At 61.0% G+C, this 24902-nt stretch carries 28 protein-coding genes and 1 riboswitch; of the genes, 23 read left to right on the plus strand and 5 right to left on the minus strand.

The genetic code is table 11. The features are described from left to right. Positions 1 to 306 precede the first annotated feature (306 nt). Positions 307 to 717 (minus strand): H-NS family nucleoid-associated regulatory protein, encoded by a 411-nt coding sequence (locus AB5Y94_RS04095; RefSeq protein WP_241326329.1) that lies wholly within the window; start codon positions 715 to 717, stop codon positions 307 to 309. A 307-nt stretch (positions 718 to 1024) separates the two neighbouring features. Between AB5Y94_RS04095 and AB5Y94_RS04100 the strand changes: the two genes are divergently transcribed. After that, positions 1025 to 1216, plus strand: a complete 192-nt coding sequence (locus AB5Y94_RS04100; RefSeq protein WP_241326328.1) for a YegP family protein — start codon at positions 1025 to 1027, stop codon at positions 1214 to 1216. Between the two features lie 156 nt (positions 1217 to 1372). On the opposite strand, the gene narL is transcribed toward AB5Y94_RS04100, so the two are convergent. Further along, positions 1373 to 2011, minus strand: coding sequence for a two-component system response regulator NarL (gene narL, locus AB5Y94_RS04105; protein WP_005299317.1), 639 nt, complete (start codon positions 2009 to 2011; stop codon positions 1373 to 1375). Continuing rightward, positions 2011 to 3723 (minus strand): nitrate/nitrite two-component system sensor histidine kinase NarQ, encoded by a 1713-nt coding sequence (gene narQ / locus AB5Y94_RS04110; RefSeq protein ID WP_005299320.1) that lies wholly within the window; start codon positions 3721 to 3723, stop codon positions 2011 to 2013. The genes narL and narQ overlap by 1 nt, the downstream gene beginning before the upstream one ends. A 79-nt stretch (positions 3724 to 3802) precedes the next feature. After that, a riboswitch (molybdenum cofactor riboswitch) is annotated at positions 3803 to 3942 on the plus strand. Between narQ and moaA the strand changes: the two genes are divergently transcribed. The 20 genes from moaA to AB5Y94_RS04210 all read left to right on the plus strand — a co-directional run bounded on the left by moaA (position 3930) and on the right by AB5Y94_RS04210 (position 19648). Then, positions 3930 to 4925, plus strand: a complete 996-nt coding sequence (moaA, locus tag AB5Y94_RS04115) for a GTP 3',8-cyclase MoaA (RefSeq protein ID WP_041203111.1) — start codon at positions 3930 to 3932, stop codon at positions 4923 to 4925. It overlaps the preceding riboswitch by 13 nt. Before the next feature lie 248 nt (positions 4926 to 5173). Then, positions 5174 to 5683: a ferredoxin-type protein NapF gene (napF, locus tag AB5Y94_RS04120; protein WP_005299325.1), complete on the plus strand. Its 510-nt coding sequence runs from the start codon at positions 5174 to 5176 to the stop codon at positions 5681 to 5683. Between the two features lie 29 nt (positions 5684 to 5712). Next, positions 5713 to 5976: a chaperone NapD gene (locus tag AB5Y94_RS04125; RefSeq protein WP_368204975.1), complete on the plus strand. Its 264-nt coding sequence runs from the start codon at positions 5713 to 5715 to the stop codon at positions 5974 to 5976. A gap of 147 nt (positions 5977 to 6123) precedes the next feature. After that, positions 6124 to 8613: a nitrate reductase catalytic subunit NapA gene (gene napA, locus AB5Y94_RS04130; RefSeq protein WP_368204976.1), complete on the plus strand. Its 2490-nt coding sequence runs from the start codon at positions 6124 to 6126 to the stop codon at positions 8611 to 8613. A 15-nt stretch (positions 8614 to 8628) separates the two neighbouring features. Beyond that, entirely contained in the window at positions 8629 to 9363 is a 735-nt protein-coding gene (gene napG / locus AB5Y94_RS04135) for a ferredoxin-type protein NapG (RefSeq protein WP_017783901.1), read from the plus strand. Beyond that, complete coding sequence (napH, locus tag AB5Y94_RS04140; RefSeq protein WP_368204979.1) at positions 9360 to 10235, plus strand: quinol dehydrogenase ferredoxin subunit NapH; 876 nt, start codon at positions 9360 to 9362, stop codon at positions 10233 to 10235. The genes napG and napH overlap by 4 nt, the downstream gene beginning before the upstream one ends. Next, positions 10235 to 10690 (plus strand): nitrate reductase cytochrome c-type subunit, encoded by a 456-nt coding sequence (locus AB5Y94_RS04145; RefSeq protein WP_005299342.1) that lies wholly within the window; start codon positions 10235 to 10237, stop codon positions 10688 to 10690. The genes napH and AB5Y94_RS04145 overlap by 1 nt, the downstream gene beginning before the upstream one ends. Before the next feature lie 11 nt (positions 10691 to 10701). Further along, positions 10702 to 11292 carry a cytochrome c3 family protein gene (locus AB5Y94_RS04150; RefSeq protein ID WP_005299345.1) on the plus strand — a complete coding sequence of 197 codons (591 nt, stop codon included), beginning with the start codon at positions 10702 to 10704 and terminating at the stop codon, positions 11290 to 11292. Positions 11293 to 11560: 268 nt separating this feature from the next. Next, a complete protein-coding gene (moaB, locus tag AB5Y94_RS04155) occupies positions 11561 to 12067 on the plus strand; it encodes a molybdenum cofactor biosynthesis protein B (RefSeq protein WP_010634441.1) in 507 nt (168 codons plus the stop codon). 9 nt (positions 12068 to 12076) lie between these two features. After that, positions 12077 to 12601, plus strand: a complete 525-nt coding sequence (moaC, locus tag AB5Y94_RS04160) for a cyclic pyranopterin monophosphate synthase MoaC (protein ID WP_005299350.1) — start codon at positions 12077 to 12079, stop codon at positions 12599 to 12601. Further along, positions 12598 to 12843 carry a molybdopterin synthase sulfur carrier subunit gene (gene moaD / locus AB5Y94_RS04165; RefSeq protein ID WP_017781790.1) on the plus strand — a complete coding sequence of 82 codons (246 nt, stop codon included), beginning with the start codon at positions 12598 to 12600 and terminating at the stop codon, positions 12841 to 12843. Before moaC ends, moaD begins: the two co-directional genes overlap by 4 nt. A 2-nt stretch (positions 12844 to 12845) precedes the next feature. Next, positions 12846 to 13319 carry a molybdopterin synthase catalytic subunit MoaE gene (gene moaE / locus AB5Y94_RS04170; protein WP_017781789.1) on the plus strand — a complete coding sequence of 158 codons (474 nt, stop codon included), beginning with the start codon at positions 12846 to 12848 and terminating at the stop codon, positions 13317 to 13319. Between the two features lie 103 nt (positions 13320 to 13422). Further along, positions 13423 to 14151: a molybdate ABC transporter substrate-binding protein gene (gene modA, locus AB5Y94_RS04175; RefSeq protein WP_017781788.1), complete on the plus strand. Its 729-nt coding sequence runs from the start codon at positions 13423 to 13425 to the stop codon at positions 14149 to 14151. A 153-nt stretch (positions 14152 to 14304) separates the two neighbouring features. After that, on the plus strand, positions 14305 to 14985 hold the full coding sequence (modB, locus tag AB5Y94_RS04180; protein ID WP_011705491.1) for a molybdate ABC transporter permease subunit: 681 nt from the start codon (positions 14305 to 14307) through the stop codon (positions 14983 to 14985). Continuing rightward, entirely contained in the window at positions 14982 to 16058 is a 1077-nt protein-coding gene (gene modC, locus AB5Y94_RS04185) for a molybdenum ABC transporter ATP-binding protein (protein ID WP_368204981.1), read from the plus strand. The genes modB and modC overlap by 4 nt, the downstream gene beginning before the upstream one ends. 64 nt (positions 16059 to 16122) lie before the next feature. Beyond that, positions 16123 to 16899 (plus strand): alpha/beta fold hydrolase, encoded by a 777-nt coding sequence (locus AB5Y94_RS04190; protein ID WP_162516625.1) that lies wholly within the window; start codon positions 16123 to 16125, stop codon positions 16897 to 16899. A gap of 103 nt (positions 16900 to 17002) precedes the next feature. Then, positions 17003 to 18046, plus strand: coding sequence for a plasmid segregation protein ParM domain-containing protein (gene parM / locus AB5Y94_RS04195; RefSeq protein ID WP_368204983.1), 1044 nt, complete (start codon positions 17003 to 17005; stop codon positions 18044 to 18046). Then, positions 18036 to 18857: a hypothetical protein gene (locus AB5Y94_RS04200; RefSeq protein ID WP_368204985.1), complete on the plus strand. Its 822-nt coding sequence runs from the start codon at positions 18036 to 18038 to the stop codon at positions 18855 to 18857. The genes parM and AB5Y94_RS04200 overlap by 11 nt, the downstream gene beginning before the upstream one ends. A gap of 51 nt (positions 18858 to 18908) precedes the next feature. Further along, positions 18909 to 19184: a Bor family protein gene (locus tag AB5Y94_RS04205; RefSeq protein ID WP_368205013.1), complete on the plus strand. Its 276-nt coding sequence runs from the start codon at positions 18909 to 18911 to the stop codon at positions 19182 to 19184. A gap of 173 nt (positions 19185 to 19357) precedes the next feature. Next, entirely contained in the window at positions 19358 to 19648 is a 291-nt protein-coding gene (locus AB5Y94_RS04210) for a Bor family protein (RefSeq protein WP_331414942.1), read from the plus strand. Positions 19649 to 19725: 77 nt separating this feature from the next. Here the strand turns inward: AB5Y94_RS04210 and moeB are convergent, their stop codons facing one another. Further along, positions 19726 to 20481, minus strand: a complete 756-nt coding sequence (moeB, locus tag AB5Y94_RS04215; protein ID WP_017779240.1) for a molybdopterin-synthase adenylyltransferase MoeB — start codon at positions 20479 to 20481, stop codon at positions 19726 to 19728. Continuing rightward, entirely contained in the window at positions 20478 to 21704 is a 1227-nt protein-coding gene (moeA, locus tag AB5Y94_RS04220; protein ID WP_368204987.1) for a molybdopterin molybdotransferase MoeA, read from the minus strand. The genes moeB and moeA overlap by 4 nt, the downstream gene beginning before the upstream one ends. A gap of 304 nt (positions 21705 to 22008) precedes the next feature. Between moeA and folE the strand changes: the two genes are divergently transcribed. Both folE and AB5Y94_RS04230 read left to right on the plus strand, forming a co-directional pair. Further along, entirely contained in the window at positions 22009 to 22665 is a 657-nt protein-coding gene (gene folE / locus AB5Y94_RS04225) for a GTP cyclohydrolase I FolE (protein WP_368204989.1), read from the plus strand. 394 nt (positions 22666 to 23059) lie between these two features. After that, on the plus strand, positions 23060 to 24715 hold the full coding sequence (locus AB5Y94_RS04230; RefSeq protein ID WP_024942804.1) for a methyl-accepting chemotaxis protein: 1656 nt from the start codon (positions 23060 to 23062) through the stop codon (positions 24713 to 24715). Positions 24716 to 24902 lie beyond the last annotated feature (187 nt).

Consider the following 24902-nt stretch of genomic DNA (forward strand, 5'->3'; position numbering starts at 1 on the left):
AACAGTGAACATTTTTTCACTGTTTTACAGTTTTTGATGTGGCCTCATGGGGTAGAGTGAAAGCATAAGTGCATGATTTATAGGTGAAAAGCCTACTTTCTGTGAGCATTTCAGCAGGGCGCCACTTTTCTCATCGGCCAAGGAAGAGTAGGTTTTCTCCTTTAAAATCAGATGATTAATCAGTTTTTTGTCAATGTGCTGTTTTGCAATTTTGCAAAAATTTTAGGCAGGAAAGATAGGGGGTTGCAGGGAGTGAGAAGGCAATGAAAATGCCGCCCGTAGGCGGCATCTGGTAAAGCGCTGATATTAAATCAGGAAGTCATCAAGGCTCTTGCCTTGCTCAACTTGTTCAGCGATTGCCTTTGGCATACGGCCCTGACCAGTCCAAGTTTTCTCTTGGCCATCTTCTTGGTATTTATATTTGGCTGGACGTGGTGCTCGTTTCGCCTTATTGCTAGCTTTGGTTGAAGCTGCAGGGGTCGAGCTACTGATTAAGTCACGGGGGTCTACACCAGCTTGTTTCAGCATCTCAGAGAACTCAGCCAGCTTACGCTGATGCTCTGCTTGCTCGGCCCGTTCTTTTTCGGTGGATTCAAAATACTCAGTATAAACCTGCTCGAATTTTTCTTTAACTTCTTGCAGTTGTTCAAATGACAGCTCGCGCAGGGCTGCCCGAAGACTACGGATATTCAGCAGTGTTTTAAGAAAGTCGTTCATGGAGTCCCCATTAAGTGGCGGATAAAGGCGGTAGTCAATTTCATGAGGAACATATCATAGAAAATTGGAAAGGATATATAGATATCATTCGGATAATTCTGGATGTCAGTGGCCATAAGTTACAAGACCCAGCAAGACAAGTAAGGCAATGCCTCTCTGCCTTGCTTGTCTTACTGGGAGGCAAGCGCAGCGCGGCAGCTCTGGGGGAGTGTGATTTATGGATCTATTCGAGTATTGAAAAAACCTATTGAGCAGGTATGTTATTTAGCAGCTATGCGCTGTTGCATGGCGTTCAAAGGAGTTGAGCATGGGTTATTACGTAATTCACAAATCTAAGAAAACAACCGACCAGCCATTTTACTTTGTGCTGCACGCTTCGAATGGCGAGCCTATCGCTACAAGTGAAATGTATGCATCCAAGGATGGTGCTAAAAATGGCATCAAGTCCGTGCAAAGCAATGGTCCAACCACGGATGTTCGCGATAAAACGGATGAGTAAAGCCGCGAGATGTGAAGTGAAAGCCCCAGCAAGCTGGGGCTTTTTGTCGATGTGGTCAACGTGTGGACATTGACTGAAACAAATCCTTTTGTTTCATGTGGTTAGCTGCCTTTCAAAAAACACCGGACGGTGGCTTTGGCTGGGTAAAAAGGGGGCTTAGTTGCGCTGCTCCAGGTACATGACAGCCGCTTCCACGCGGCTTTGCGCCTCGAGTTTCTTGAGCAGGCTCTTGACGTGTACCTTGACCGTGCCTTCGGAAATATGGAGCACGGAGGCGACCTGTTTGTTGGAGAGGCCCTTTGCAATTTCACGCAGGATTTGCATTTCGCGACGCGTTAAGCTCTCCAGCTTCTGCTGCAGGTGATCCAGCTCGTAGATGTTCTCGAGGTAGGGGCGCAGCGGTTCGCTCAGGATCTGCTTGCCGGTCATCACGTCTGCCAGCTGGGCCAGCAGCATATCGGGCTCGGTGTCCTTGAGCAGGTAGCCATCGGCACCGGCCTTGAGCAGGGCCACCACATCCTGACGGGCATCGGAGACGGTCAGGATCACCACCCGGGAGGTCACCTCCTCGGCGCGCAGCGCCTTGAGGGTGTCCAGGCCCGAGAGACCTTTCATGTTGAGGTCGAGCAGGATCAGGTCCGGTTCGGACTCCTTGGCCATGGCGACGGCGTCGGTACCATTGGAAGCTTCACCGACGACCTCGATGTTCTCTTCCAGTGCCAGCAGTTGCACAATCCCTTTGCGCATGAGGGGATGGTCATCCACGACCAGAACACTATATTTCATCTCGTCCATCAGGCGTCTCTTGTTAGGCTGGTGGGAAAGGTCAGATGTACGCAGGTGCCTCTGGGCGGCCTTTCGCTGATGGTCAGCAGGCCATGCAGCTTGTTGGCACGCTCGTTCATGATGCTCAGGCCGTAGTGGTTGACCGCCGAGCTTGCGATCCCTATTCCGACACCATCATCTGAAATCTGAACCTGGATGTTACCATCGGCGAGGGTCTCACAGCTAACATCAATCACTTGTGCGCTGGCATGTTTGATGGCATTGAGGACTGCCTCACGGATCAGCTGCAAAATGTGAATGTGCTGACCCGCCTCGAGGTCGGTATCGGCCAGACCGTAATGGAGCCTGATCTCGGCCTGGGTCTGCGGCTTGAGCTGCTCCAGCATCACCTTGATGGCTTCGCCGAGATTGGCGTCACCAATGCTGAGGCGGAAGGTGCCGAGCAGCTCGCGCAGTTGGGTGTAGGCGCTGCCAAGTCCCTCGTCGATCTGCTGCATGGCGGCTTCGGCCTTGGCGGTATCCCCCTTGGCGAACGAGCGCTTGAGCAGGGTGGCCTGGATCTTGAGATAGGAGAGGGCCTGGGCTAGAGAGTCGTGCAGCTCGCGGGCGATGACGGCCCGCTCTTCCATCAGCAGCAGGCGCTGGTGTTGCAGCAGGGTCTGATCCTTGTGCAGCACCTGAGCCAGCAGCATGGAGAAGTTCTTCATCAGCCGCTCGTCGATGGGGTGGCTGCTGATGACGTCGAGCCGGCCATACTCCTGCTCGTCCATCTGCAGATAGAAGCTGACCACCGCCTCCAGATCGCCGGGCCAACCCTTGCGGCCGGTGATGTAGTCCGGCATGGCGTTGTGCTCGAAACGGGTCAGCCGGATGTAGTCGATGTGCTGGTGGGCCGCCGCCCGCTCCAGCAGTTTGAGCAGGGTGCGCCGGCTCAGCGGCGCTGCGTGCAGCTTCTGGGCTGTGCTGTAGAGAAAGGAGAGGGTGTCGTTGGCCTGTTGCAGCTTGGCAGTCTTCTCTTCCACCTTGCTCTCCAGCTCCCGGTAGAGCTTGCCGAGCTCATCGGCCATGGTGACGAAGGCCCCTGACAGCTCCCCCAGTTCGTTTTCGCAGCGGGGGGGCAGGGTCAGATCGAACTCCTGGCGCTGGATCTGGCGGGCGCAATAGACCAGCTGGTTGAGCGGGGCCACCACCTGCTGGCGGGTAAAGCGCACCGTGAACCAGGCGATGGTGATGATGGAAAGCAGCCCGAGCCCCTCGGCCAGCGCCAGCATGCGCACCTTGAACTCCACGTGATACTGCATCTGGTTGACGAAGTCATCGATGGCGGCGACAAACTGCTCTGTGTTATCCGTATAGCGCCGCGGGGTGGCATTCTCGATGTGCTCGCGCATCACCTGCCACTGCTGCAGCACCTCGCCGTAGGTGCGACGCAGGGAGGCTGGCGTGATCCAGCGCTGGGTCTCCTGCAGCTCGGCGGCGTGCAGGGTCTGCTCGAACTGATCGAGCCGGCTCAGCACCTGCTGGCCCTGCTCAATCTCGTAGGCCATCCGGTAGGCCTGCATCCGCAGGGAGCCGGAGAGGTTGATCGCCTTGGCATCGGGCACCGAATAGAACAGGGTCACCATGGCCACCACGGCGATCAGGCTCGCCATGAACAGGATGAGCACCATGGAGCGTCCGATGGCGCTGCTGACCGAATGTACTTTGAACCACTTTCCCATGCCGGCTCTCTTCCTTCACTGCAGACAATAACCCCACAAAGTAGCATGGGAGTGTACTCCAACTTGTGCTAGCATCGAAAAACTAGATGAACTCCGAGCGGTTTTGCCTAAGTCCTCATGATAGGGGGAAACCGCCGTCAGCCGATGTTCGAGCTGTAAGGGTCAGGAAAGAAATGCCCTGGCCTCCCGTATTTGGAAAGGTGTTTATGTCGCCACTGCAAGATGGTTTTTCCCGTCGTTTTTACTATTTGCGCCTGTCGGTCACCGACGTGTGCAATTTTCGCTGTACCTACTGTTTGCCGGATGGCTATCGGCCACCGGCCGGTGGCAAGGCGGGGCGCCAGCCCTTTCTCTCTCTCGAAGAGATCCGCCGCGTCGTCGGTGGCTTTGCCGCCATGGGCACCCGCAAGGTGCGTCTGACCGGCGGGGAACCCTCCCTGCGCCGGGACTTCACCGCCATCATAGAGACGGTGGCCAATACCCCCGGCATCGAGAAGGTGGCCATGACCACCAATGGGTATCGTTTGAAAGAGCGGGCCAAAGAGTGGTTCGATGCGGGCCTGACCGCCCTCAACGTCAGCGTCGACAGCCTGGATCCGCGTCAGTTTCACCAGATCACCGGCGAGAACAAGCTGGCGGAGGTGATGGAGGGGATCGAAGCGGCGCTGGCCGCCGGTTTCAAGTCGGTCAAGATCAACGCCGTGTTGCTCAAGGGTCTCAATGACCACCAGCTGGATGCCTTCCTGGCCTGGATCCGGCACCAACCCATCGAGCTGCGTTTCATCGAGCTGATGCAGACCGGCGAGATGGATACCCTGTTTCGCGATCACCACGCCAGCGGGGCGCTCATCAAACAGCGTCTGCTCGATGCCGGTTGGTTGCAGCAGCTGCGTGGCGACGACGATGGCCCCGCCCAGGTATTCATGCATCCGGAGTCGATGGGTGGGGTCGGGCTCATCATGCCCTACAGCAAGGATTTCTGTGCCGGTTGCAACCGGCTGCGAGTCTCTTCCCTCGGCAAGCTGCACCTCTGCCTGTTCGGCGATCACGGGGTGGAGCTTCGCGATCTGTTGACGGATGACGGCCAGCAGGATGAATTGCAGCAGCGGATCCGCAGCGCCCTTGCCGGCAAGGCGGCGACCCACAGGCTGCACGAAGGCAATGCCGGCATGACCCCGCATCTGGCCTCCATCGGTGGCTGAGCGGCCTCGCTCGAAAAAATAGCCATCGATTAATAAGCAATCCTCAAATGGGGGTATTTTGTCTTGCCCCCGTTGTTCTTTCCTGCGCCAAGGGTTTGATCCAGCGCAAGAATCCCCCCTGTTTATCTCCCTGGTGGTATATCCCTGAACTTGTCAGGGCCGCAATATACACCCACTCTTATAATAGGTATTGAAAATACCTGTCATGGGACTCACTCGTGCGCCATCACCTGCAACAAGGAGCCGTTATGCCGGATGGGGTCAACCTGTCGCGTCGCAGTCTGTTTCGGGGTCGTCTGACATCGAATGAACCTCGGGTACAACTGCCCTGGTCCGTCGCCTGGTCCGACTTTGCCGCCGACTGCACCCGCTGCGGTGACTGTCTCACGGCCTGCCCGGAGCAGATCCTGGTAAAGGGCGATGGCGGTTTCCCGACCGTGGATTTTCTGCGCGGCGAGTGCACCTTCTGCGGGGAATGTGTCGCCGCTTGCAAAGTGCCGATATTTCGTCCGACCACGGAGGCGCCCTGGCAATACATCGCCCATATTGAAGCCAGCTGTCTGGCTCAGGGTCAGGTGTTCTGCCAGCGCTGCCAGGACAGCTGCGAGCCCCGGGCGATCCATTTCTCCCCCGTGCTGGGCCGGGTGCCGACCCCCAGTATCGAGGCTGCAGCCTGCACCGGTTGCGGTGCCTGTGTGAAGGATTGTCCGGTCGGCAGCATCCGGGTGGGTGCCCCCGCCAGCGAGGAGTCCAGATGAAGCAGGATGTGTGTGAAGCAGGAGCCACAATGAAACAAGAGTTCCATGTATCGAGCCTGGTGGTGTTGACCCAGCCCTCCTTGCGTCACCGGCTCGCAGAGCAGATCGCCACCCTCGAGGGGGCCGAGATCCATGCCGTCAGTGATGAGGGCAAGCTGGTGGTGACCCTGGAAGGCCCGAGCCAGCGGCCCATCATGACGGCCATCGATGCCATCAATGCGCTGCCGGGCGTGCTGTCCGCCGCCCTGATTTACCACCAGTTCGATGAGCTCGATGCCCAGTGCAAGGAGTAGCGCCATAAGGTCGAGCCTGCGTGACTCATCATGATGGCCGCCATGGATACACAGAAAAACGAAGCCAGGGTTCTAGTTCGCCGCCCTGAGCCAAAACCAGTTCGATACACTCGACAACTTACGCGATAAGCAATGTGAGGATATGCCATGAAGCTGAGTCGACGCGACTTTATGAAGGCCAACGCGGTGGCGGCAGCCGCTGCCGTGGCTGGTGTCAGTGCCCCCACGCTGGCGGCCAATCTGATCACCAGTACCGACAAGACTGCCATCAAGTGGGACAAGGCGCCGTGCCGTTTCTGCGGTACCGGCTGTTCTGTGCTGGTGGGTTCCCAGGATGGGCGCGTCGTGGCGACCCAGGGCGATCCCGATGCACCGGTCAACCGCGGTCTTAACTGCATCAAGGGTTACTTCCTGTCCAAGATCATGTATGGCCAGGACAGGCTGACCCAGCCCATGCTGCGCATGACCAACGGCAAGTTCGACAAGAACGGCAACTTCGCCCCCATCAGCTGGGATCAGGCCTTTGACATCATGGCCGAGAAGTTCAAGGCCACCCTGAAAGAGAAGGGCCCGACCGCCGTCGGCATGTTCGGCTCCGGCCAGTGGACCGTGTGGGAAGGCTATGCCGCCGCCAAGCTGATGAAGGCCGGTCTGCGTACCAACAACCTGGATCCCAATGCCCGTCACTGCATGGCGTCCGCGGTAGTGGGCTTCATGCGTACCTTCGGCATGGATGAACCCATGGGCTGCTACGACGACATCGAGCAGGCCGACGCCTTCGTGCTGTGGGGTTCCAACATGGCCGAGATGCACCCCATCCTCTGGTCGCGCATCTCCGATCGCCGCCTGTCCCACCAGGACGTGCAGGTGCATGTGCTCTCCACCTTCGAGCATCGCAGCTTCGAGCTGGCGGACAACGGTATGGTGTTCACCCCGCAGACCGATTTGGCGATCCTCAACTACATCGCCAACTACATCATCCAGAATGACAAGGTGAACTGGGAGTTCGTCAACAAGCATACCCAGTTCCGCAAGGGCACCACGGACATCGGCTACGGCCTGCGTCCCACCAACCCGCTGCAGCAGAAGGCCAAGAACCCGGACAACGGCGACTCCACCCCGATGAGCTTCGACGACTTCGCCAAGTTCGTGGCGGATTACGATCTGGAGTCCGTCTCCAAGCTCTCCGGCGTCTCCAAGGACAAGCTCGAGAAGCTGGCCCAGCTCTATGCCGATCCGAGCAAGAAGGTGGTCTCTTACTGGACCATGGGGTTCAACCAGCACACCCGCGGTGTCTGGGCCAACAACCTCTGCTACAACATTCACCTGCTGACCGGCAAGATCTCCCAGCCGGGCTCCGGTCCCTTCTCCTTGACCGGTCAGCCCTCCGCCTGCGGTACCGCCCGTGAAGTGGGTACCTTCGCCCACCGTCTGCCGGCCGATATGGTGGTGACCGAGCCCAAGCACCGTGCCATCGCCGAGAAGATCTGGAAGCTGCCGGAAGGCACCATTCCGGAGCAGGTGGGCTACCACGCCGTGCTGCAAAACCGCATGCTCAAGGACGGCAAGCTCAATGCCTACTGGGTGATGTGCAACAACAACATGCAGGCCGGCCCGAACATGAACGAAGAGGGGCTGCCCGGTTATCGCAACCCGGCCAACTTCATCGTGGTCTCCGACCCTTACCCGACTGTAACTGCCCAGGCGGCCGACCTTATCCTGCCGACCGCCATGTGGGTGGAGAAAGAGGGGGCCTACGGCAACGCCGAGCGTCGCACCCAGTTCTGGCACCAGCAGGTGAAGGCACCGGAAGGGGCCAAGTCCGATCTGTGGCAGCTGATGGAGTTCTCCAAGCGCTTCAAGGTGGAAGAGGTGTGGCCGGCGGAGCTCATCGCCAAGATGCCGGAAGTGAAGGACAAGACCCTGTTCGACGTGCTCTATGCCAACGGTCAGGTCAACCAGTTCCCGAAAGAGCAGAGCAAGGGGGCCCTGAACGACGAGGCAGAGCACTTTGGTTTCTACGTCCAGAAGGGGCTGTTCGAAGAGTACGCTACCTTCGGGCGCGGCCATGGCCACGATCTGGCGCCGTTCGATCAGTATCACGAAGCCCGTGGCCTGCGCTGGCCTGTGGTGGATGGCAAAGAGACCCTGTGGCGCTATCGCGAAGGGTTCGACCCCTATGTGAAAGCGGGCGAGGGGGTGCGTTTCTACGGCAAGCCCGATGGCAAGGCGGTGATCTTCGCGCTGCCCTATGAACCGGCCGCCGAGGCACCGGACAAAGAGTACGACATGTGGCTCTCTACCGGCCGCGTGCTGGAACACTGGCACACCGGCACCATGACCCGCCGGGTCCCCGAGCTCTATCGAGCTTTCCCGGATGCGGTGCTGTTCATGCACCCGGAAGATGCCAAGGCTCGCGGCGTGCGCCGTGGCGAAGAGGTGATCGTCTCATCCCGCCGTGGCGAGGTGAAGACCCGGGTCGAGACCCGCGGTCGCAACCGTCCGCCCAAGGGACTGGTGTTTATGCCCTTCTTCGATGCGAGCCAGCTGGTCAACAAGCTGACCCTGGACGCCACCGATCCGCTCTCCAAAGAGACGGATTACAAGAAGTGCGCCGTCAAGGTCGTCAAGGCATAAGGCGGGGAGCGCGAGATGAGTCGTAGTCGGCGCCAGTTTCTGGCCGACATGGCCAAGGGGGCCTGCGGTGTGGGCCTGCTTGGCGTGGGGCTTGGCGGCATGGCGCGCCAGCAGGTGCAGGCCATGCCTGCCCAGGCGCTGCGCCCGCCGGCTGCCCTCGACGAGGCCGAGTTCCTCGGCGCCTGCGTGCGCTGCGGACTCTGCGTCGAGGCCTGCCCCTACGACACCCTCAAGCTCGCCCGGCTGTTTGAACCCGTGACCACCGGCACTCCCTACTTCAAGGCGCGCGCCGTGCCGTGCGAGATGTGTGATGACATCCCCTGTGTGGCGGCCTGCCCGAGCGGGGCGCTGGATCAGGCCATGACCGACATCGATCAGGCGCGGATGGGGGTGGCGGTGCTCATCGATCACGAGACCTGCCTCAACTACCTGGGGCTGCGTTGCGATGTCTGCTATCGGGTCTGCCCGCTCATCGACAAGGCGATCACCCTGGAGCTGCAGCACAACCAGCGCACCGGCAAGCACGCCATGTTCCTGCCCACGGTGCACAGCGATGTCTGCACCGGCTGCGGCAAGTGCGAGCACGCCTGCGTGCTGGAAGAGGCTGCCATCAAGGTGGTGCCTCGTCAGCTCGCCAAGGGGGAGCTGGGCCACCACTACCGGCTCGGCTGGGAAGAGAAGGCGAAGGCGGGCAAGTCGCTCATCGGTGACAGGCTCACCCTGCCAACCCGCAAACCGGAGGGGCTATGAGTCGTTATCCGGGAGCCGAAGCCACGGCCAGGCTGGGCTGGTGGCGGTCACACCGCTTCCTGCTGCTGCGCCGGCTCTGCCAGTTCGGCGTGCTGGGGCTGTTCCTGCTGGGGCCGCTGGCGGGCAGCTGGATCCTCAAGGGCAACCTCTCCAGCTCGCTGCTGCTGGAGACCGTACCCCTCACGGATCCGCTGACCCTGCTGCAGTCGTTGGCGGCGGGCCATTGGCCCATCACCACCCTCTGGCTGGGAGCGGCCATCGTGCTCGCCGGTTACTGGCTGGTCGGGGGGCGGGTGTTCTGCTCCTGGGTCTGTCCGGTCAACCTCATCACGGATGCCGCCGCCTGGCTGCGAGCCCGGCTCGGTCTCAAGGGCAACGGTCAGTTCAGCCGCAATACCCGTTACTGGCTGCTGGCCATGGTGCTGGTGGCGCCGGCCATCGCCGGTGTACTGGTGTGGGAGCTGGTCAACCCGGTATCCCTTGCCCTGCGTGGCCTGCTGTTTGGCATGGGGGCGGGGTGGATGCTGCTGGCGGTGTTGTTTCTGTTCGATCTGTTCGTGGTGGAGCGCGGCTGGTGTGGTCATCTTTGCCCGGTCGGGGCCTTCTACGCCCTGGTTAACCGGGTCGGTTTTATCAAGATTGCAGCCTCGGGGCGCGAGCGTTGCAGCAACTGCATGGATTGTTATGCGGTCTGTCCCGAGCGTCCCATCCTGCGCGGGCCGGTTCATGGCGCCAAGCGCGGTCACGGGCCCTTGATTGCGGCTCAGGAGTGTACCAACTGCGGCCGTTGCATCGATGTCTGCGCGGAGCAAGTTTTTGAAATCACTGTAGGTTTTGCCGTCAAGGCAGAGAAAACGTCGGAGAACAAATAATGAAGAAGCTGATTGGAGCAATGCTGGCCTGTCTGATGGCAGGTTCCTTGATGGCGGCAGTCCCCGAGATCACCAACAGCACGGGGGGCATCAAGTCGGAACGGGGGAGCACGGATCTGGTGACGGATGCCGATGCGGCCCCCATGAAGAACTTTCGCAAGGATGGTGATCTCTACGATCGCCAGTACATGCATCAGCCCCCGCTGATCCCCCACGACACCCGCAACTATGAAGTGGACAACAAGGTCAACAAGTGCCTGGCCTGTCACAGCTTCAAGAACGCCAGCGCCATGAAGGCCCCCAAGATCAGCCCGACTCACTTCGAGACCCGTGACGGCATGACATTGGGAGAAGTGTCCCCCCGCCGCTACTTCTGCCTGCAGTGCCACGTGCCGCAAGCGGATGCCAAGCCGCTGGTGGAAAATACGTTTAAACCAGTTGAAGCCTTGAACTGAGGAACCCATAGATGAAATTACCCGGCTTTATCCAGCGTCTGTGGACCACCTTCAAGTCCCCCTCGAAGGCAGCCCTCTGGGTACTGCTGCTGATGGGCTTCTTCGGCGGGGTCATCTTCTGGGGCGGTTTCAATACCGCCATGGAAGCCTCCAACACCGAAAAGTTCTGCACCAGCTGCCACGAAATGAAGGACAACGTGTTCGTGGAGTACCGCGACACCATCCACTATGCCAACCGTTCCGGCGTGCGGGCCAGCTGCCCGGATTGCCACGTGCCGCACGAGTGGACCTACAAGATCATCCGCAAGGTGCAGGCCTCCAAGGAGCTGTGGGGCATGATCACCGGCAAGGTGGACACCCGCGAGAAGTTCGAGTCGCACCGGCGCGAGATGGCCGAGCGGGAGTGGAAGCGGATGAAGGACACGGATTCGAGGGAGTGTCGCAACTGCCACAACTTCGAATACATGGACTTCTCGCTGCAAGGCAAGCGGGGTGCCCAGATGCACTCCACCAGCCTCGCCAGCGGCGAGAGCACCTGTATCGACTGCCACAAGGGCATTGCTCACCAGCTGCCCGACATGACAGGGGTGAAGGGCTTCTAAGCCTGCACCAGCAACGAGGCCGGGTTCACCCGGCCTCGTTCATATTTCGCCCGGCCAGGGCAAAAGCACCACTGTGCCTCCTTTAAATCCCCCCTCTGGTGCGAGTTTTGATAGAATCGGCCCGCCGTGAGTCGCAGCGCATGACAGCAAGGTCAAAAGTTCAGCCCGGGCGGGCATGGACCGTGGCACCAGCGAACGCTGTCAGCCGGGATCCTGGCCGCTTTTCTTCTTCTCTTTGCTCACGGTCCTTTGCTATCAGGAGCTGCCCATGGGACAGAAACACAACGCATTCATTCCCCTCAAGATCGCCGTGCTGACGGTCTCCGACAGCCGCACCGCTGCCGATGACAGCTCGGGCGACTATCTGGTTTCCGCCCTCGCTGAATCGGGCCATCAGCTGGCCGACCGGGCGCTCTGCCCCGACAATCTGTTTCGTATTCGCGCCCAGGTGAGCGACTGGATCGCCGATGAGGGAGTGCAGGTGGTGCTCATCAACGGCGGCACCGGCTTCAACGAACAGAACCGGGTGCCCGAGGCGGTCGGGGTATTGTTCGAGCGCACCGTGCAGGGTTTTGGCGAACTGTTTCGCCAGCTATCCTTCGCCGACATCAAGGGCGCCGCCATGCAGAGCCGCGCGCTGGCGGGTCTCGCCAATCGCACCCTGATCTGCTGCCTGCCGGGCTCTACCGGTGCCTGCCAGTTGGGGTGGGAGAAACTTGTCCGCGATCAGCTCGATGCCCGCACCAAGCCGTGCAACTTCGTCTCCCATCTTTGAGGGCCTCTGATGAACCCGACCGAATCCAAGCAGCCTCAGCCCGGCCTGACCCATCTCAACCAGAGCGGCGAAGCCCACATGGTGGATGTGACCGACAAGCTGGTGACCGAGCGTGAAGCCCGCGCCGAGGCGTTTGTCGCCATGGCTCCCGACACCCTGGCCCTGATCCTGAGCGGTCAGCACCACAAGGGGGACGTGTTCGCCACCGCCCGCATCGCCGGCATCATGGCGGCCAAGAAGACCTCGGATCTCATTCCCCTCTGCCATCCGCTGGCATTGACCCGGGTGGAGGTAGAGATAGAACCCCAGGCGGCGCAAAATAGGGTCCATATTCGCACCCTCTGCAAGCTCTCGGGCAAGACAGGGGTGGAAATGGAAGCGCTGACCGCCGCGTCGGTGGCGGCACTGACCATCTACGACATGTGCAAGGCGGTGCAAAAGGACATGGTGATCGAACAGGTTCGTCTGGTGGAGAAAAAGGGCGGCAAGTCCGGTCACTTCCAGTTGAATGCCGGTGCAGGAGAAAATGCATGATCAAGGTACTCTTTTTTGCGCAAGTAAGAGAGCTGGTGGCCTGCGACGAGCTGAGCCTGCCGTGCGACTACGCGAGTGCCGAACAGCTGCGGAGCACCTTGAGCGAGCGTGGCGACAAGTGGGCGCTGGCGCTGGAGGCTGGCAAGCTGCTGGTGGCGGTCAACCAGACCCTGGTGCCGCTCGATACGCCCCTTCATGATGGCGATGAGGTCGCCTTCTTCCCGCCGGTGACCGGAGGTTAAGGATGAGCGAGGCAACCATGACCGATCGCATTCTGGTGCAGCGGGATGACTTCTCGCTGGCCGACGAATATGCCCGCCTCGCTGCCCGGCAGGACACCGGCGCCGTGGTCAGCTTTGTCGGCAAGGTACGCGACTTCAATCAGGGGGAGCAGGTGAAGGGGCTGGCCCTCGAGCACTACCCCGGCATGACCGAGAAGGCGCTGACGGACATAGTGGCCGAGGCTCGCAGCCGCTGGCCCCTGCAGGAGTGCACCCTGATCCACCGCATCGGCGAGCTGCTGCTCGGCGATCAGATCGTGCTGGTGGTGGTGAGCAGTGCCCACCGTGAGGCGGCTTTCGAGGCCTGTCACTTCATCATGGATTTCTTGAAAACCCGGGCGCCGTTCTGGAAAAAAGAGCTGACCGCCGAAGGGGTACAACGCTGGGTCGAGGCCAAGGAGAGCGACAGCACTGCCGCCGCCCGCTGGCAAGCTTGACCTGTTCAAGGGGGCTGGCTCATCGGGAGCCGCGGCCCCTGTTTTCGGGGCCGCCCCCTTGGCTGGGGACCGATAAAAGCGGCCCCAGTCAGGAGGTAAAGGAATGAAACCGCTGTTATCCGTTGTCATCGCCGGGGTCTGCGCCAGTGCGCTGCAGTCAGGTGCCGTGCAGGCCGATGAGGTCAAGGTGGCCGTGGCCGCCAACTTCAAGGGCACCATAGAGCGCATCGGCAAGGAGTTCACCGCCAAGACCGGCCACACCCTGGCCATCTCCTCCGCCGCGACCGGGGTGCTCTACACCCAGATCAGCCACGGCGCCCCGTTCGACCTCTTCCTCTCCGCCGACGTGAAAACCCCGCAGAAGCTGGAGCAGGAGGGCAAGGGCAGCGAGCGTTTCACCTACGCCATCGGCCAGCTGGGTCTGTGGCAGAAGGGGGGGCCGGCTCCTGACGAGGCAACCCTGCGCAACTGGAAGGGCAACCTCGCCATCGCCAATCCGAAGACCGCTCCCTACGGCACCGCCGCCATGGCGACTCTCGATCATCTCAAGATCGATCCCAAGCAGTACCGCCTGCTGACCGGCACCAACATCGGCCAGACCTGGCAGTTCGTCGACACCGGCAACGCCGAGCTGGGCTTCGTCGCCTGGGCCAACCTGGTGGAGGCGGGCAAGACCGGTGAAGCCTGGGCCGTGCCGGCCGACTTCTATCCGCCCATCGAACAGCAAGGGCTGGTATTGAAGAAAGGGGCTGCGGTCGAGGCGCTGGTGGCCTGGCTCAAGGGGCCGGGTCAGGCAGAGATCAAGGCGGCGGGTTATGCGCTGCCCCACTGATGGCGCAACCATACACCTGACTGATGAGTGGCCGGCCCTCGGGTCGGCCCACTCTTGCGATAAGGATGCACACCATGCCGTTGCCTGAATTCATCTGGAAATGCGGCTCAATCGATGTATCTGGTGCTGGATCTGGCATTGGGAGTGAGTCCGATGAGTGAAGGGGATCTGCTGGCGGTCTGGCTCACCCTGAGGCTGGCAGCCAGCACCACCGCCATCCTGCTGCTGCTCTCGCCGCCGTTGGCCTGGTGGCTGTCGCGCAGCCAGCACAGGCTCAGACCCGTGGTGGAGGCCTTGGTGGCGCTGCCGCTGGTACTGCCGCCCACGGTGCTCGGCTTCTATCTGCTGCTGGCCTTCTCCCCCTCCTATGGCCTGGGCGCCTGGTGGCGCGACACCTTCGGGGCGCCGCTCGCCTTCAGCTTTACCGGTCTGCTGCTCGCCTCCATCCTCTACTCGCTTCCCTTCGTGGTGCAGCCGCTCACCTCCGCCTTTGTCAACATGGGCAACAAGGAGCTGGAGGCCGCCGCGACCCTGGGGCTCGGGCCGCTGGAGCGCTTCTTTCACATCATCTTGCCGATGACGCTGCCCAGCTTCGTGATGGCGGCGGCGCTCGGTTTTGCCCACACCCTGGGGGAGTTCGGGGTGGTGCTGATGATTGGCGGCAACATCCCGGGCGAAACCCAGGTGCTCTCCATCGCCCTGTTTGATCACGTGGAGACGATGGACTATCAAAACGCCCACCTGCTGGCGGGGGGCCTGATGGGCTTCTCGCTGGTGATGCTGGTGCTGGTGTACGGCGTGCTGCAGCGCCGGCAACGGAGGCTGTTCGGATGAGCGACACCCGCAAGGCGAAACTGTTGCAACTCAAGGCGAGGCGGGCGTTCGGCGCCTTTACCCTCGATTGTGAACTGGCGTTGGAGCTCGGGGGCATCCTCGGTCTGTTCGGCCCCTCCGGCTGCGGCAAGAGCAGCCTGCTGCGCATCATCGCCGGGCTGGACAGGGCACCGGGCGACACGTTGAACTGGCAGGGCAGGGGGCTGAGCGATCTGCTGCCCGAGGCGCGCCGCATCGGCCTGGTGTTTCAGGATTCGCGCCTCTTCCCCCATCTGAGCGTGCTCGGCAACCTGCAACTGGCGGCCCGCAAGGGGCGGGGGCGCTGGCAACCCGAGGCGCTGGCGACCCGGCTCGGTTTTGCCGAACTGCTGCCCCAGCCGGCCCACGGCCTCTCCGGCGGCCAGCGCCAGCGGGTGGCACTGGCCCGGGCCTTGTTGGCCGAGCCCGATCTGCTGCTGCTCGATGAACCTTTCTCTGCGCTGGACAGACGCAGCCGCATCCATCAGGCCCACGTGCTCAAGGGCTTGCAGCAGGAGAGCGGTATTCCGATGATTTTCGTCAGCCACGCCATGGAGGAGGTTAGCCTGCTGTGCGATCAGCTGGTGCTGCTGGCGGATGGCCGGGTGGAGGCGCAAGGCCGGCCGAGCGAGATCTTCGCCCGCACCGATCTGTCGCTCGCCAGTCGCGACGACGCCGGGGTGATGCTGGCGGCGAGCCTCTCTCACTACGATGAAGAGGAGCAGATGGCGACCCTGCAGCTCGGCGAGCAGCAGTTGCGGGTCACCATGACCCAGGTACCGGACGACGGCGGCCCACTGCAGATCAAGGTGGCCGGGCGGGACGTGGTGATTGCCACCGCCCCCATCGAACACTCCAGCCTCTCCAACTGCCTCACCACCCGATTGCTGGCCGAACGCGAGGTGCGCCCCGGCCAGACCCTGTTGCAGTTGGCGCTGGGTCAGCAGATACTGCTGGCCCGTATCACCAGCCGCTCCGCCAGACGGCTGGCGCTTGCCCCGAACCAGCAGATCTACGCCTACATCAAGGCGGTGAGCCTGGTCAGCGAGGGTTGAGCGGATTGCAGAAGAGGCAGAAAATCAGGATGGTTCAGCGGATGAGTCGAGAGGCAATGAACTGATGCGCCGCAATCAGGTGATGAAATCCAACGGTCTTGCCCTGCGCTGCGCGGGGGAGGGCCCCTTGCTGTTGCTGCTGCACGGGCTGGGCTCCTCCAGCCTCGACTGGCAGGCGCAGATCGAACGCTTTTCCGAACACTACCGGGTGGTGGCGCTGGATCTGCGCGGCCACGGCCAGAGCATGCAGGAGGGGCCGTTCGACGTGGCGACCCTGGCGGCTGACGTGGTGAACTGGCTCGACGAACAGCCTGAGCCCGCCTGGGTGGTGGGGCTCTCCTTGGGGGCCATGGTGGCGCTGGAGCTGGCGTTGCAGTTGCCGCACAAGGTGCAGGGGCTGGTGCTGGTCAACGGCTTCAGCGAATTTCTGTTGGAAACGCCAAAAGAGCAGGAGCGCTTTGCCCAGCGGCTCAAGTGGCTGCGCTGGTTCGGCCTGCGGCCGCTGGCCTGGTGGCTCGGCCGCGAGCTCTTTCCCGGCCCCGACCTTGCCCAGGTGCGCCACACCTTCCGGCTGCGTTTCGTGCGCAACAAGAAGAAAACCTACAAGGCGCTGCTGGAAGCGCTGCCAGGCTGGTCGGTGCGCGCCCGGCTTGGCAACATCTGGCAGCCGGTGGCCATCATCTCCACCAGCCACGACTATCTACCGCTCGCCAAACGGGTGGAGCAGTTCGCCTCTCTGCCCAACGCCACCATCCACACCCCCAACGGCCACCACGCCTGGCCAGCGGAAGATCCCTCCGGCTTCAATCATTTGCTTCACCGAATTTTAGAAACTCATTAAACTGGTCGCCCTTTTATCCCGTGTATGTATTGGTTCGATCGCCTTGCCACACCAAAAGGCAAGGCAATCGGACCCATTTTGCTCTATCAACAGGTATTTCCTCATGTCTGAAGTAATGAAAATGGCCATCGATGATGGTTCAACCAACGTCAAGGTGAGCTGGATTGAGAACAAGGTGCTCAAGACCATCATCTCTCCCAACTCCTTTCGCAAGGACTGGAAGAGCGCCGCTTTGCGCAAGGACAAGAAGATCTACAACTACGAGATAGGCAATACCAAGTACACCTATGACGCCACGTCGGACAAGTCGCTGGCAACCACCCACGTGGAGTACCAGTACGACGATCTCAACCTGCTCTCCGTGCATCATGCCCTGCTGCAGACCGGTGTGATCCCCTGTGACGTGGCCATTACCGTGACCCTGCCCATCACCGAGTTCTACAACCCGGACGATTGTCAGCGCAATGAAGAGAAGATCGAGAAGAAGCGCCGCAACCTGATGCGGGCCATCTCCCTCAACAAGGGAGAACTGTTCAACATCGTCAGCGTGGAAGTGATGCCGGAGAGCCTGCCTGCGGCGCTCTCCCGTCTGATCGGTTCGGGCTGCAACGAGTTCACCAAGACGCTGGTGATCGATTGTGGCGGCACCACCCTGGACATGGGGATCATCGTCGGCGAGTTTGACGATGTCTCCGATGTCTACGGCAACAACGAGATCGGTGTCTCCATGGTGACCGATGCGACCCGCAAGGCGCTGGCAGCGGCGGACAGTGACTCCAGCTACCTGGTGGCCAACGAGTTTATCAAGCGCCGTCACGACATGAGCTTCGTGCGCGACGTGGTGAATGATGAGAGCCAGATCCCCAAGATCCTCGAGAAGATGCAGAACAAGATTGACGAACTGGGCTCCCAGGTAGCGCATGAAGCCAAGAAGTTTGCCAAAAACCCGAACCGTGTTTACTTGGTTGGGGGCGGGGCGTCGCTTATCTACGAAGCAATCAAGAATGCCTACCCTACTCTGGGCGACAGGGTCGAACTGCTGGACGATGCCCAGTCCGCCCTGGCGCGCGAGATCTGCCTCTACACCACCGAAGAAGAGGAAGTGTACCGTGAAGCTGCAGTGATGGCCGAGGTCGATGATGAGTAGTCAACTCAAGCGCATGACCTTCTCCATCTATATGGATCCGGGCGCGCTGGAGTCTGATCGTTACGCGGTTGGGGTATTGCAGAACTGGTATCAACGGGCTCGCAAGATCCAGGATGGCAGTGAGGAGTTCGACTTCTCCAAGAGTCGTTTTCATAAGGATATCTATCTCTCCGGCATGTTCATGTATGTGCTGGCGCCCAACCTCTGCAAGGCCATTGCCAATGCGCTGGGACCCGAGCAGGTAAGCATGACCACCTTGCGTCATGCCTTTGCCAGTTGCGGCTTCAACCTGGGAGAGGGGAGTACGCCGGCGCAGCCTGCTGCCGATCTCATGGTCGAGCAGATAGTGGCCGGATTGGCTCCCAGACTTGGCCAGGGTGATACCGGTGGGCTGGTGGATGAAATCGTTCAACGTTTGGGTCAGCAAGCCGCCATGTCCTCTTCGGACAGTCTGGTGGAAGAGATTGTCAGCCGGCTTGGGGAGCAGCAACCAACCGAGCTGTGGGATGAGTTGCGGCAGGGGATGCCTGCTCCTCTTGATCATGAGCAGTTGGCCGAGGCGATCGCGGGCAAACTGCCATCAGCGACTGGTGAGCAGGACCTGGCGTCGCTGCAAAGCAGCATTCAACAGCTCTCTCGCCAACTGGAAGAACAGTCACGGCTTATTCGTGAGCAGCATCGGCTGATCCAGCGTCTGGCCAGTGTCCAAGGTCGCCAAATGAGGGCCGCAGGGGACACCGAGCCGCTGGTGGAAGATCTCTCCAATCAGGTTGCCAACATGAAAAAGGTCAAGGCCAAAGGGATCTTCTAGGGCTTTCTACCGACCATCGCCAGAGTAAGAGAGATGAAAAAAATAGTATGGATGGCGTGCGGCGCTTTACTGTTGTCAGGGTGTGCCCAGCAAACCTTCTTCGTACACGAGGGTAACCCGGGTCAGCCAACCCGAGAAGTGAGCCATGATTTCGTACTGGCGGGGGTTGGCCAGAGTGAGATGGTCGATGCTGCCCTGGCCTGCCATGGTGACCCGAAAAAAGTTGTGCGGTTGGAAATGCAGCAGAGCCCGCAGGATACCTTGATGACCGTCTTGACGTTGGGAATATATACCCCGAGGACGGCTCGGGTTTATTGCAGTCTGTGATTTTTGGGCTGACACAATAAAGTCTCAAATAAAGCCTTGTTGCCCTCTCTGGATTTTGATAGTGTGCGCGCACCTAGGAACACCTCTCTATTTATATTATTGATAATTAACGGGAATGTTTCTTTGTGTGGCGCCGGCATAGCCGGAAAAATAATATTGTCAGGGATAATAAAATGAAAAAAATGGTATTGACTGCAGCCGTTGCAATGATGATGGCGGGCTGTGCTCAGCAAGGTTTTACCGTGCATTCCGGTAATGCAGTGAAACCCACCAAAGAAGTGACCCACCACTTCTTCATTTCCGGCTTGGGCCAGAGCAAAACCATCGATGCCGCTGCCGTTTGCAACGGTGCTGATAAGGTAGTGCGTGTAGAAGCGCAGCATACCTTCCTCAATGGCCTGCTGGGCGTTGTGACCTTCGGTGTCTACACCCCGCGCGAGGCGCGTGTTTACTGCGCCGGTTAATCCCCGCCGTACGCATGCTGCAAAAAGCCGACCTAGGGGTCGGCTTTTTTGTTGGCGCAAAGGCTCGCTGGGATGGTTCACCCGTGCGAGCAGACCGGGCAGTCGGGGCGTTTGGGCAGCTTCATTTCGCGAAAGGTGCCGCCCAGGCCGTCGATCATCAGCAGGCGGCCGCTGTAACTGCGGCCCATCCCCGCCAAGAGTTTGATGGCTTCGAGCGCCTGCAGGCTGCCCACCAGTCCCACCACAGGGGCCAGCACCCCTGCCTCGACGCAGGTAAGGGCCTGCTCGCCAAACAGGGCGCTGAGGCAGGCGTAGCAGGGCTCATCCTGCTGCCAGGTGAAGCTGCAGATCTGGCCCTCCAGCCGGATGGCGGCGCCGCTGACCAGCGGCACGCCGTGCTGGCGGGCCTTTTGGTTGAGCAGGTTGCGAATGGCCAGGTTGTCGGTGCAATCCAATACCAGCTGGTGGCGTGGCAACAGGGCATCGAGCAGCGCCTCGTCAGCCACGGCGGCGTGGGTCTCCACCTCAAGCCAGGGATTGAGGGCGCGCAGGGCGTGGGCGGCGGAGTCCACCTTGTCGTGGCCGATGCGCTCATCGGTGTGCAGCACCTGGCGTTGCAGGTTGGAGAGCTCCACCTTGTCGAAATCGACCAGGGTGAGCCGACCGACCCCGGCCACCGCCAGATACTGGCTGGCAGCGCAGCCGAGGCCGCCAGCGCCGATCACCAGCACGTGAGCCTGCTTGAGTGCCTCCTGCCCCTCGAAATCGAAGGATTTGAGGATGATCTGGCGGTTGTAGCGCAAGAGCTCGGCATCGCTCAGGATCTCGCTCACAGCAGCAATCCCCCGAACGGTTCGACGGTGACGGTTTCCCCTGTGGCGACCCGGCCCCGCTCGCGCTCCAGGACTATGTAGCAGTTGGCCCGCGACAGGGAGTTGAACACGGCGGAGTCTTGCGAGCCGGTGCTGCGTACCTCCAGGCCGTTTGGCCCCTGAGTCAGGATGCCGCGCTGGAAGTCGAGCCGGCCCGGCGCCTTCTTGAGCGGCTCAGCGGCAATGGCTTGCAGCTGGAGCGGGCGCTCGAAGCGTTGGCCCGTCAGCTTGGCCAGCGCAGGTTGCACCAGCTGATCGAAGGTGACCATGGCCGAGACCGGGTTGCCCGGCAGGCCGAAGAACCAGGCGTGGGGCAGGCGACCGAAGGCAAACGGCTTGCCCGGCTTGATGGCCAGTTTCCAGAAGCCGATTTCGCCGAGCTCTTCGAGCAGTTGTTTGGTGAAGTCCGCTTCCCCCACCGAGACGCCGCCGGTGGTGATAAGGGCGTCGGCCTCGCGGTCGGCCTTTTGGAAGGCGGCGCGCAATTGAGCCGGATCGTCCGGGATGATGCCAAGGTCGAGGCAGTCGCAGCCCATGCGATCCAGCATGGCCCGCACGCCGTAGCGGTTGGAGTCGTAGATGTCGCCGTGGGCAAGCGGGGAGCCGACCGGTTTGAGTTCGTCACCGGTACTGAAGATGGCCACTGTCAGCGGTCGGCGCACCGACACGGTGGCAATGCCGAGGGAGGCCAGCAGCGGCATCTCCCGGGCGGTGAGGCGAGTTCCGGCAGCGAGCACGCTGGCGCCCTCGCGGATGTCTTCGCCGCGGCGGCGAATGTTCTGGCCGGGCACAGGGGGGGTCAGAAAGGTGATCCTGTCGCCGTCGGTCTGCGTTTCTTCCTGCATCACCACCGCATCCGTCCCGGCGGGCACCGGGGCGCCGGTCATGATGCGCACGCAGTGGCCGGCGGGCCATTCACCCTGGTAAGGCTGACCGGCGAAGGCCTTGCCCACCATGATGAGGGGGGCACCGTTGGAGAGATCCGCCAGCCGCACCGCATAACCGTCCATGGCGGAGTTGTCGAACGGGGGCACGCTGAGGGGGGAGGCGATATCCGCGGCGAGTACCCGGCCAAGGGCCTGCGGCAGGGGCAACTGTTCGCTGTCGCAACAGCCGTCAAGCTGTGCCAGCATGCCCTGCAGGGCGTCGCTCAGGGGGAGTAGTCCGCTGGTATCAAATCCCATGTCATGACCTCATTGTGTGATGGAGGGGGTGTGAAGGGCGGATTATCCCAAAAATCCATGCCGATGGGCAGGTTGCAGCAGGATAAAACCGTTTGGCTGTACAGATAGGCAGCGACCGGGCTGCGCGCCTCCCCCCGTATGGGTAGCGCCGGCGAAGTAAAAGCCGCCAGATTGGCATAAAGTCAGGGAACGGGCTTGAGTTAGCTTGAATTATGACAATAATCGCCGTCTACTATTGCGCCACAACCGAGTGCCGTCATAGCGAGGCGGCCATCACAGTCCCTGAGCGTGGGAGAGGAACAAGATGACGAGCTTAAGTCGGGAAGCCCTGTTGGTCAGGGCCGCCCTCGAGGCCGAGGGCCTCGAAACACCTCTGGTGGCCAATACCCTGGACGGCCAGCAGAAGCGGGAGAAGATCGAGGGCCACATGCGCGCCATCATGGAGACGCTGGGGCTGGATCTGGCCGATGACAGTCTGGCAGAGACACCGCACCGCATCGCCAAGATGTACGTGAACGAAATCTTCTCCGGCCTCGATTACGCCACCTTCCCCAAGGTGACGGTGATCGAGAACAAGATGAAGGTGGACGAGATGATCATGGTGCGGGACATCAGCCTCACCAGCACCTGCGAGCACCACTTCGTCACCATCGACGGGCTGGCCCACGTGGCCTATATCCCCCGCGGCAAGGTGATCGGGCTCTCCAAGATCAACCGCATCGTGCAGTTCTTTGCCCGCCGTCCCCAGGTGCAGGAGCGCCTGACCCAGCAGATCCTGCTGGCGCTGCAGACCCTGCTCGGCACCAAGGACGTGGCCATCAGCATCAAGGCGACCCACTTCTGCGTGAAGGCCCGCGGCGTGATGGACTCCACCTCCTACACCACCACCACCTCCCTGGGTGGCGTCTTCAAGACCCAGCCCGATACCCGTGCCGAGTTTCTGGCCGGTATGAAAGGCTGAGTTGCCAGGAGATGTGTCGCCACTGCGGCATGTCTCCTCGCTTTCCCCTCTTTTTTCACTGCCCCTGACGTCCCGCTTGCTGCCGGATGGTCGCACCGACAATTTTCCTCAAGGGATGGACATCCCCGGTCGATATATCCCGTTATGGCTTGTGCGTATCTTTCGGAGTGCGTTCAAGTCTTCAAGGTGCCAGGCTTTGGCTGCTCTCTTGGCCGGGTGGGTCTGTCGATAAGAGACCTGCGCTCAGCCGGGCATCTTGTAAAAAATGTCGCCTCGTTCATGCAAGGACATATATTCATCAAGGCTGGATGAGCCGCCATGGAGGCGGTGACAGCGGGCCGTATGCGTACGGTTCAGACGAGCGTTATCTGTTCACTCATATCCAGGACATGCCATGAATACCAGTACCATGACCATTGGCAAGAAACTCACCGCGGGTTTTGCCATGCTCGGCCTGATGATGGCCTTTATCGGCGGCTTCTCGCTGCTGCAGTTTGGCAACATGAACCGGGCCGCCATCGGCTTTACCGACAGCATTTTGCCCGCCGTGGTGCGCACCAGTACCCTGGGCGAGACCATCAATACCCTGCGCCGCTATGAACTGGATGTGTTTCTGGTGGCGGCCGATCCGCAGCAGAAAGCCCACTATCGCGACCTTGGCGAGCAGACCCTGCAAGAGGTCGCCCGGCAGGTCAAGGCGCACGATGCCACCATCTGGGCGGAGGACGTGGAAGAGCGGCGCACCTTCGACATCGTCAAGCAGGACTGGGACAAGTACGTGGCCCTGCACCAGCGCATCCGGCAGATGCAGGATGGCGGCCAGCTGGCCGAGGCCCAGCAGCTGTTCATGAGCGAGGGGATCACCCTCTACACCAACCTGGCCAAGTCGGTGGGGGATCTGATCCGCATCAACCACGGCTACTCAGTGGGCTCCCGTGCCCAGGTGGTGGCTGCGTTTGACAGCGCCAAGCTAAGCATCATAGTGGCGCTGGTACTGGGTCTGCTGCTGGCGGGGGCGCTCTCCACCGTGCTTACTCGCCAGATCCGCGATCCGCTGGTGATGCTGGCCCGCCAGGCCCAGCGCATCGCGAGCGGTGATCTGGGCAAGAGCGAGTTGCAGGAGTGGATCCGCGGCAATCGCTTCAAGCGTGACGAGCTGGGTCAGCTCGGCGCCGCCATCGACCGCATGCAGGGTTCGCTTGCGGATCTGGTGAGTGAGATCGCCGGCTCGGTGAGCCAGCTCAGCAGCGCGGTGGAGGAGGTGAGTGCCATCTCCGAGCAGTCCGCTACCGGCATGGCCCGTCAGCAGAGCGAGGTCTCCCAGGTTGCCACCGCCATGAACGAGATGCAGTCCACCGTCAACGAGGTAGCCCGCAACACCACGGACGCCATGAGCGCGGCCAAGGATGCCTCGCGCACCTCGACCCAGGGCAACCAGGTGGTGCGCAGCGCCATCAGCAGCATCGAGGAGGTGTCGGTCAAGATTGAGCAGGCGGGCGCCGTGGTGCAGCAACTGGAGCAGGACAGCACCAACATCAGCATGGTGCTTGACGTCATTCGCGGCATTGCCGAGCAGACCAACCTGCTGGCCCTCAACGCGGCCATCGAGGCGGCGCGCGCCGGCGAGCAGGGGCGCGGCTTTGCGGTCGTGGCCGATGAAGTGCGCTCCCTGGCCCAGCGTACCCAGAACTCCACCGCCGAGATCAGCAAGATGATCGAGGTGCTGCAGGAGCGCACCGCCGAGGCGGGCAGCGCCATGCAGCTGAGCCGCCAGCAGATGCAGGAGAGCGTGGGGCTGGCGCGGGAAGCGGGCAACAGCATCGACACCATCAACGGTGCCGTCACCCAGATCACCGACATGAACACCCTGATCGCCACCGCTACCGAGGAGCAGAATGCGGTGACCGAGGAGCTCAACCGCAGCATCGTCAACATCCACAATGCGGCGGACGAGAATGCCCTGGGGGCCCAACAGACCGCCCAAGCCTGTGTCGAGCTGAGCAAGCTGGCCAATACACTGCACCATATGACCCAGCGCTTTACCCTCTAAGAGCGTTTGGCAGATAGCAAAAGGCCCCGTCCAGTGACGGGGCCTTGTTGTTTCTGGCAGGCTTTTTGATCGCAGGGTCGATTAGCGCAGCGTCATCGGCCGGCGCCAGACCCTTTATCCGACCATTTAGCTCAGGCCGACGATATCGCCGTTCTCGTCGATATCGATATGACGGTAACCGGTGGCA

Origin of the sequence: Aeromonas sp. s5 (genome assembly GCF_040907865.1) — a bacterium.
Lineage (GTDB): Bacteria > Pseudomonadota > Gammaproteobacteria > Enterobacterales > Aeromonadaceae > Aeromonas > Aeromonas dhakensis.